Origin of the sequence: Catellatospora bangladeshensis (assembly GCF_016862575.1) — a bacterium.
In the GTDB taxonomy this organism is placed as follows: Bacteria; Actinomycetota; Actinomycetes; order Mycobacteriales; family Micromonosporaceae; genus Catellatospora; species Catellatospora bangladeshensis.
In genome coordinates, this window is record NZ_BONF01000080.1 from 1 (window position 1) to 7380 (window position 7380).

The window sequence follows — 7380 nt, forward strand, 5'->3', positions numbered from 1 at the left end:
AGGCGAGCTGGTCGGCATCAAACCTCATGATCAATATCCGATGTAGGTGACTCGCGATCAGGGAGGGCGGCGGGTAAGCATGGGTGCGGGTGGAGTGTCTTATCGACACGAGTGGTGGGCTTGGCTATGTACTCATTGGCCGGAGACGTCTTCATGCCTTGTTAAGGTCTGCTGACGGCGTCCGATGCACGTCTCGGCTAGCCTGGCCAGCCCAACATCGCCCAACACTGCCCAACAAGCGGTCGTCCTGACATCCTGCGCTGTGGGCAGATTCCTGCCCACAGCGCAGTTCCCGCCCTGGCTGAGTCCTAGGTTCTACGTCTCCGTGCCGATTTGACGAGCACCGCCACTCTCGGCGGCGGTGAGATCGTCCCTTCCTGCTTTGATATGCCGGGTTTCGTGTCCTGCGAACGTCCGTCCTCTTGGGTGGCGACGACCGTTGTTTGTGATGTCGGACAGACTGGATCGTCCCGCGCCAAACGTTGGCCTTGGCGGGTGCGGGCACCTCAGGTGTTGGCTCAGACGGGAAGGTCGAGTGACGTGAGCAGCGCTGCCCAGAGTTCTACGACCTGGGAAGGGATCGGCACTGCATCGGCGAAGGCTGCGCCTACCCGCGGGCTCTTCTTGTTGCCGACGTCCCGTTGTGCCTGGGCGAGAGCTGCTGGGTCAGTCCGTTGGAAGAAGGCCTCGATCTCGCCGCCCTTGGTACCGTCGGCGCCGAACTGGTCCGCAAGTGTGTGTACACCTACCTTGGCCCAGCCGTTGACGACGTCAGTCAAGGTGCTGCCACCCAGGGGGACCGTTCGCCGGAGCTTGGTCAGCTGTTTCGCCAGATTGCTGGCTGGCTGCATTGCTGGACCGTCGGTCACGATTGCCCAGGGCACGCCTAGCTCATCGGCGAGTCCGGCGAGGCTGCCGAATGTGGAGTCGCCGCCTCCGGCCACGAACGCGATGTTCCGCTCGCCTGGGCTGGGCAATCGCTGGCCGTCGTTGGTCATGGCGCCGTCGGCGAGCCATCGACTGAATGCCGCGACATCGGTCGGACCCTCGAAGATCACCAGACCCTCAGCGAACAGCACAGAGCGGACTTCGGCGGTTGCGAGCAGGCGGGTGATTGCCGCGACAGTTGCGGGGGTACGCGGCCGCAGTGTGTGGACACGGTCTCCGGATCTTCCCTGCGACAGTCGCACGATGCTGTGCAGATCCTGCTCGGACGTAGCAGGCACGAGATCAGGATTGTGCGTCACCCACACCGCCTGACCTGACTGCTGCCCTCGGCTGCGCAGCATGGAAAGCAGTCGAGCTTGAGCGGTGGGTGACAGGTGAACACCTGGCTCGTCGAGGAACAGACAGCGGCGGGTGTCGGCAATCAGTGTAGCCAGCAGCAATGCCTCGACCGAGCCTGCGCCGGCCCGCCTCAGCGGTACGTCCCAGGTTGCGGCAGTGGCCCCATGCTCTTCGATGACCGGTTCGATGGAGACGATGACCCCATCGGCGGTAGTGATGGTCTGTTGCGTGGAGTCGAAACGCACGCCGGTAAGTTGCCGGAACAGATCCTGAGTACGGGCGAATCGTTCGCGTTCGTCGGGGCCGCCGTTCTTCAAGCGGTGCAGTTCGAGCGCGAGCAGAGCACCATCGCTCAGGTTTGGGGCGATCGCCAGTTCAGCGACCTCAAACTCGGTTCGGACGGGTGCCCGATGGTTGTCGGTGATCTGCAAACGTGCTCCGATCAGCGTCCGCAGGACGGCGCCGAACGACAGCCTGTCTTGTATGCCGCCACGATGGCCAACCGCCTGCCACACGTGTATGATCCACTCCGGTTGGGCGGGGGCGTTCAGTCCCGCCACCAGGAAGTCGATCCGCCGTCCGGAGATCTGGTTCAACAGGTCGACGCTGGCCTGATCGGCGAGGATTCTCGGAACTATGTTGTTAGTGGCCGTCAAGAGTTCCGACATGTACTGCGTGTTGCTGGTCGTTGAGGTCACAGGACCGTCCACCAGGTTGGGCATCTCGTCTCCGAGCACCTGAACGTGTGCCTGGCCATGGCTCGCCTCAAACTCCCAGCCGACGGTCCACCGGTTGCGTCGGCTCGCGTCTCGCAGCACGACCAGTTCGCCGTTTGTTAACGGCTTGGACGATTCGGCGGGAAGCAGGGCGTCGATGGCGGCTGTGAGCGCGGGGACGTCGGCGGCCTCCGGATGGCAAAGGTTGAGGGTCGCGGCCCTGTAGAAGGCGTCGATGAGGGCGCGTTCCTCGGCATCCTCAAATTGGATCCTTACGCGGATCTCGAATGACCCTGTTCCGAGTCGCCCTGCCGTCGCCCACTTCCGTTCCAGTGTCGTGATCATTTCCGGTGCGCTGTCGCCGAGGGCATCGACCATTAGACGCAGCGCATGCAACAGCGTCGACTTACCGGAACCATTAGCCCCGGTTATGACGGTCAGCGGCCTGTCGGTCGACACTGCTGCGGACGTTACCCCGAGAAAGTTCTTGACTGAGATACCTGTAATGCGCACGCATCATCATTGCAACTGCTGCCGCAATTGACGAACGGGTAATCCTTGACGGCTGTCGTCGGCGGCGGTGACGCGGCAGAACCCTGGCATGTAGGAGACGAAGCACAGGTACATGTCGGCCCAGGAGAGCTGGTGGGCGATGGTCTCGCCAGACCACACCTCAACCGGTTCGGTGGCCAGTGCATCGGCTGCTACTGCCGATCTGCCTGAGGTGATCCGTCGAGGCGCAGCACTGTGGGCGCGTCGGACAGATCGCCGAGGTGCTCGCCGTCGCCTTGCATGGTGGCGAACCCACAGACCTCTGCGCTGATGCCGACCAGGCGGACGCCGTCGCGGCGGAAGGCGATTGATGATCGAATGCCGCGGCGAAGCCCACGGATAGGACTGGACGCCATCGATGTCAAGCGACTGTGTTAGGAACTCCAGGTGGGTCTAGCTTGTCTGCCTCGCATTCGTCGATCGGCCCGGTACAGAAAGTAGTACTGCGCTCTTTCGATCTCGTTGATAGCCGTGCGTCGCTCATGCGATGCCTGCAATACGGGCGCCACCCCGGCGACCGCCAGCCCGGCTGCTGCGGCGATCCACTTGGCCGGGCCCGCGGCGATCGTCAACCCGCCAAGGCCAGCGCCAGCCGCTGCGGTTCGGAGCGGTTCGAAGGCGCCTCGGGCAACACGGCCGGCCAACGACAGCAGCGAGGCGTCTTGCCGGATGCGCTCATCGATCTCATCCAATGCCGGCTTGACCTCATACAGCCACTTCTGGTCGAGCACTTCGGCGAAGCCAGGATCTTCAGCGCTAATGTCAACGCCGCTTGCCAGACCGTGCACAGCGGCCCGAAAACGGCCCAGCGGGCCATCCAACGTCCGGCGAATGTCGATGATTTCCGACATGTCGGCGTGCGGGAAGCCAGGTAGATAGCCCCAGAGGCCCGTGCCGACGGCAGCCTCTGCCCCACGGACTCGTCCCGCGTCGGAACGGACGAAGAAGCCTTCGTCCAGGCCCAACCTGGCCAGGTGGCCCGTATCGTCATCGAACAGGGGATAGCCACTCGCGGCTCCAAGAGATGACCTGATTACGTCGACGTACCGAGTGAGTAGGATGTCCGCAGGCAGCTCATCGAAGCTCTCATCCTCATGTACCAGGGGATCCAGCGTGAGCAGGCCCTCTTGGACCGCGGCGATCAGCGGGTCCGCGCCCTGGCCGCTCAGGTTATTTCTCGCGGTGTGCCTCAACGCGTCCATCCCACGGTCGATCTCCCGCGTGAGCTGGGCCTTTTCTTGGCGCTGCCTCGGTGTCAACTCGTGTCGAGGCGGAAACGCGTCCAAGGCATCCCCGAAAACACGCACCGTCTCGGCCGAGTCCCGCATAGTGTTCCCGCCGTGGCGCACAGCCTGACTCATGACCCGCTTGAACGTCTGGGGGGTCACGGCCACGATGCCCATCGCCGCGACCACGCCGAAGATCCGAGGGCTTGCGATCGTCACATGGTCGGCATAGAGCAGAGCGGCCTTACATATGTCCACCTCGCGCGTAAGCGATCCGTCGCCGTCGCCGACTCCGACAACGGCAAAAATGTTCAGCAGCGATGCGGGGGCAACTCGCGATGCTCTCATCGCGCGAGACCGACTGCCCAAGTGCGTCCGCTCCATTCCATGGACCTACCAGCAGCAGCATCTTACGCCGCGACGGTGCGGGGTTTTGATCCTGTAGGAACGCAACGTCAGCGTCCCGTTGCGCGACTGGAGTCACCGAATTTCTGGCGGCACCGCGCCCTGGCGGGCGGTTCCTCACCTGCCAGAAGCCGTGGGATTGGCCGCATCAGATCGTCGGCGAATCTCTGACCGCGGCATGCCGAATCTGGGCCGATCGGTGGCCCGTCAGTGTCGCCTTGAGATCATCTCGACCCTCCCACCCTTGGGGTATGGCAGACAGGGTTTGCGCCAGCGCCAGCGGCACAGCGCAGCCAGCCTCGCGACCGGCTGCCAGCAGCGCCTGCTCCACTGGTATCGAGGACCTTGCCGGCGTTCCTCTAGCTAGAGCAATCGCTGCGGCTCGCCGGACTTCAACCTGTGGATCACCGGTAAGCATCATCAGGGCCCCCTGGACAACCGGATCGACGGCCATGCCGGCGAGGGCGGTCACGATCTGTGTGGCTACACGGCGCTTCAGCGCTGAACCACGCAGCCAGTTGAGCACCTGTGCCAGGGCGCGGGTCGCGTCGGTTGCTCCCACCGAAAGCGCTAGCCGGTAACACGCGGCAGTCAGTTCGTCCAGAGGCGGCCCGAAGACCGGGCGGGCGGGAATCACTTGATGTTCGACGAGGTGTATGCGCAACCGTGTCTTGATATGCTCGGGAACGGCCGTGGTGTTTGCCAGCAGCATGACGGTACCGAGCTTGTCGACTACCGCTACCTGCGGATCGAGGACGACCTCGAGCACCGTGTCCCAATCGGCCAGATCCGGAAATGCCAAGCCCATAGCGGCCAGATTGCGGGCGTGGTCGATGCCGCCCCCGCCGTAACTTCCGCGGCGTGCCTCTTCCAGCATGGAGCGACATGCCGTTTGGTCATGGTCGACGAGCTTCCGCGCAGCTACAGGACTGAATGCCGCGATCGTTCCGATGATGCCCGCAGCGTCGTAGTCGCCCTGCTCGACCCGTCGCTCCAGCTCGGTCTGCGCGAGCTGGTCACCTGACTCGGCGAGCTTGCCTAGCAGCAGCAGCGCCAAGCGCCGTCCTGTGGTGGCATTGACCGCTCGATGCACATCCTCGCAGCGAACGCCGAGGACATCGGGCTTTATCTGTCGAACAAGGTCAAGTAAGTGCTCCTCTCCCGCGCTTTCGGCATTCAACAGAGGGATGTTCGACAGGGCCATTTCGAGGACTCGTGCATGCGTGGCGGTGTCAGCAGCAACAAGCATGCGGCGAACGGCGTCGCCGAGGAAGTGCCGTGCAGAGAATGTCGGTGTTATCTGTCTGTGAAACTCCTCCGGGTCGCTCAGCGCGTCGAGACACTGTCCGACTGCTTCTGCGGCACCAGCGAAGTCGAGCAGGTCACCCGCCCGGGTCATTAAAACGATCTTGCTTCGGGCGGTGGTGTTCCGCCACGGCTGATCGATGGCGCGCCGAAGGTTGACCATCAAGGGTTCGGTTGGGCCGGTCCGCCACAGGCGGGCAACAGCGACGTCGAGTTCCTTTTGTAGGCCGTATCGACGTAGTCGGTCCAGCGACTCAGCGACCTCGCGGGCCGCGTCCTGACTGCGTGACGATTCCCTGCCGCCGCCCGCTGCGGGGTGCGACCCAGAGTTGCCGAACTCTTCGGCACGCGCGTCACGCCAGCAGACTTCCTGGTGTTGAAGTTCGTGTTGCGCCTGGATGAGCAGTGGCCATCTTGCTCGGGCTCGGTCACCTGCCAGCATTGCGGACAACCAGGCACCAGCGAGCTGATTCTGTGATGAGGCCGAGATCTCCCCACCTAGGTCTGTGATCTTGCCCCAACTTGCATGGGTGATGGTGTCGTACTTGTCGAGAGCATCAGCGATCTCCAATCCCTGCCACCATGAGACGGCCGTATCCAGCATCTCTCTGTGCTTGCGCCCATCAGCGCGATCCTGTTCAAAGGCGTCATCCTCGGTCGCGTTCTTGCCAAGGGACCTGCGCGGCACGGTGATGAGAAGTGTGGCCGCCGCCCTGCCGATGGCTCGTGCGGTGACATCGTCGTGGTCCCCGCCCAGCGCGCGCAGAGCCTTGACGGCGGCCCGGCGGGCGTCGTCGCCTTGGTTCTGCTCAAAGAGGATCAGAGCGCGAAGAGTGAGTATCCACCCATAGTCAACCGGATTGAGGTCTTCTGATGATGCGTTCTCCAGTAGGTCTACCGCATCCTGCCACCGTTCGGTGTCTATTAGTCCCACCGCCGCGACGGCCACAGCGGCTGCGCGCCGGTATGTTCCTTCGGGTTTTGGCCGGCCACCAATGGTCCTTGTGGCCAGGTGAAGGATCGGCTCCGTGTCCCGCTTGGTCGCGAACTCACGTAGGGCGTGGAAGAACTGCCATCGCCAGTCGGCCGAGGACGGGGACGCTGCGATGAGTTGTTTGTTTGGGTGGGGGGTCTTCGAGGCTTCTCCGTCGTGCCTCTGACGGCTGTAGAACGTCAGATCCTGATAGCGGCCCAACATGATCAGCGCGATCGCTTCCTCCGGCTCGAGCGTGCGCGAATAATCGCCTCGTTGCGGAGCGATCAGGCGTGGTGCGATCAAGGAGTGCCTGAGAGACCTTGCCGGCCCGACGGAGTTCGCTCCAGCGCTGTAGATCAATCCTTGCAGCTCACGCGTGGCCTTTGCCGAGCTTGCGGCCGCCATAAGGGCGTCAAAGCTCGCTCGGTCGATGTGCTGGTTGGCGGGAACAAGTACCTTGCAGCCCTTGCCCGTCTTTTGGATCTTGTCAGCCGTTAGATGCACCCAGTAGGTCGTATCCTGGTCATCTGTTACCAGTACCAGGAAGTGCGGTAGGGGGTGCCGGACCCAATCGTCGAAGTGGTCGACCTTGCTCTCCGCATACCACCACCCAACAGTGTTATCAGCCGCATCCTTCTGCGGGGACTTGAAGTACGAGTTCCCAGCCTTAACCTGGACAGCGACCAACGTCGTACGGTCAAAGCGACGGTCGTCGCGCACCTGCACGAACAAGTCCACACCGAGGTCATGCTGATAGTTGTCGACCGGACCCCAGCCAATCCTTTGGAACAGCCACTTTACGAACGTAAGACCGGACGTACCAGTCTGTTCGTCTTCACCGCTGCGCATGCGTGCCGTCCATCTCCATGTGTGTAATGGCTCAGATGCAAACTGTCGGTCAAGCTGGGGCGCT

3 protein-coding genes are annotated in these 7380 nt (G+C 62.9%); all 3 read right to left on the reverse strand.

Annotation, left to right across the window (positions count from 1 at the left end):
* Positions 1 to 518 precede the first annotated feature (518 nt).
* The 3 genes from Cba03nite_RS39205 to Cba03nite_RS39215 all read right to left on the reverse strand — a co-directional run bounded on the left by Cba03nite_RS39205 (position 519) and on the right by Cba03nite_RS39215 (position 7316).
* Positions 519 to 2516 carry an AAA family ATPase gene (locus tag Cba03nite_RS39205; protein ID WP_275411649.1) on the reverse strand — a complete coding sequence of 666 codons (1998 nt, stop codon included), beginning with the start codon at positions 2514 to 2516 and terminating at the stop codon, positions 519 to 521.
* A gap of 413 nt (positions 2517 to 2929) precedes the next feature.
* Complete coding sequence (locus Cba03nite_RS39210; RefSeq protein ID WP_203757620.1) at positions 2930 to 4129, reverse strand: hypothetical protein; 1200 nt, start codon at positions 4127 to 4129, stop codon at positions 2930 to 2932.
* A gap of 205 nt (positions 4130 to 4334) precedes the next feature.
* Positions 4335 to 7316 (reverse strand): DUF4365 domain-containing protein, encoded by a 2982-nt coding sequence (locus Cba03nite_RS39215; RefSeq protein WP_203757621.1) that lies wholly within the window; start codon positions 7314 to 7316, stop codon positions 4335 to 4337.
* Positions 7317 to 7380: the final 64 nt, after the last annotated feature.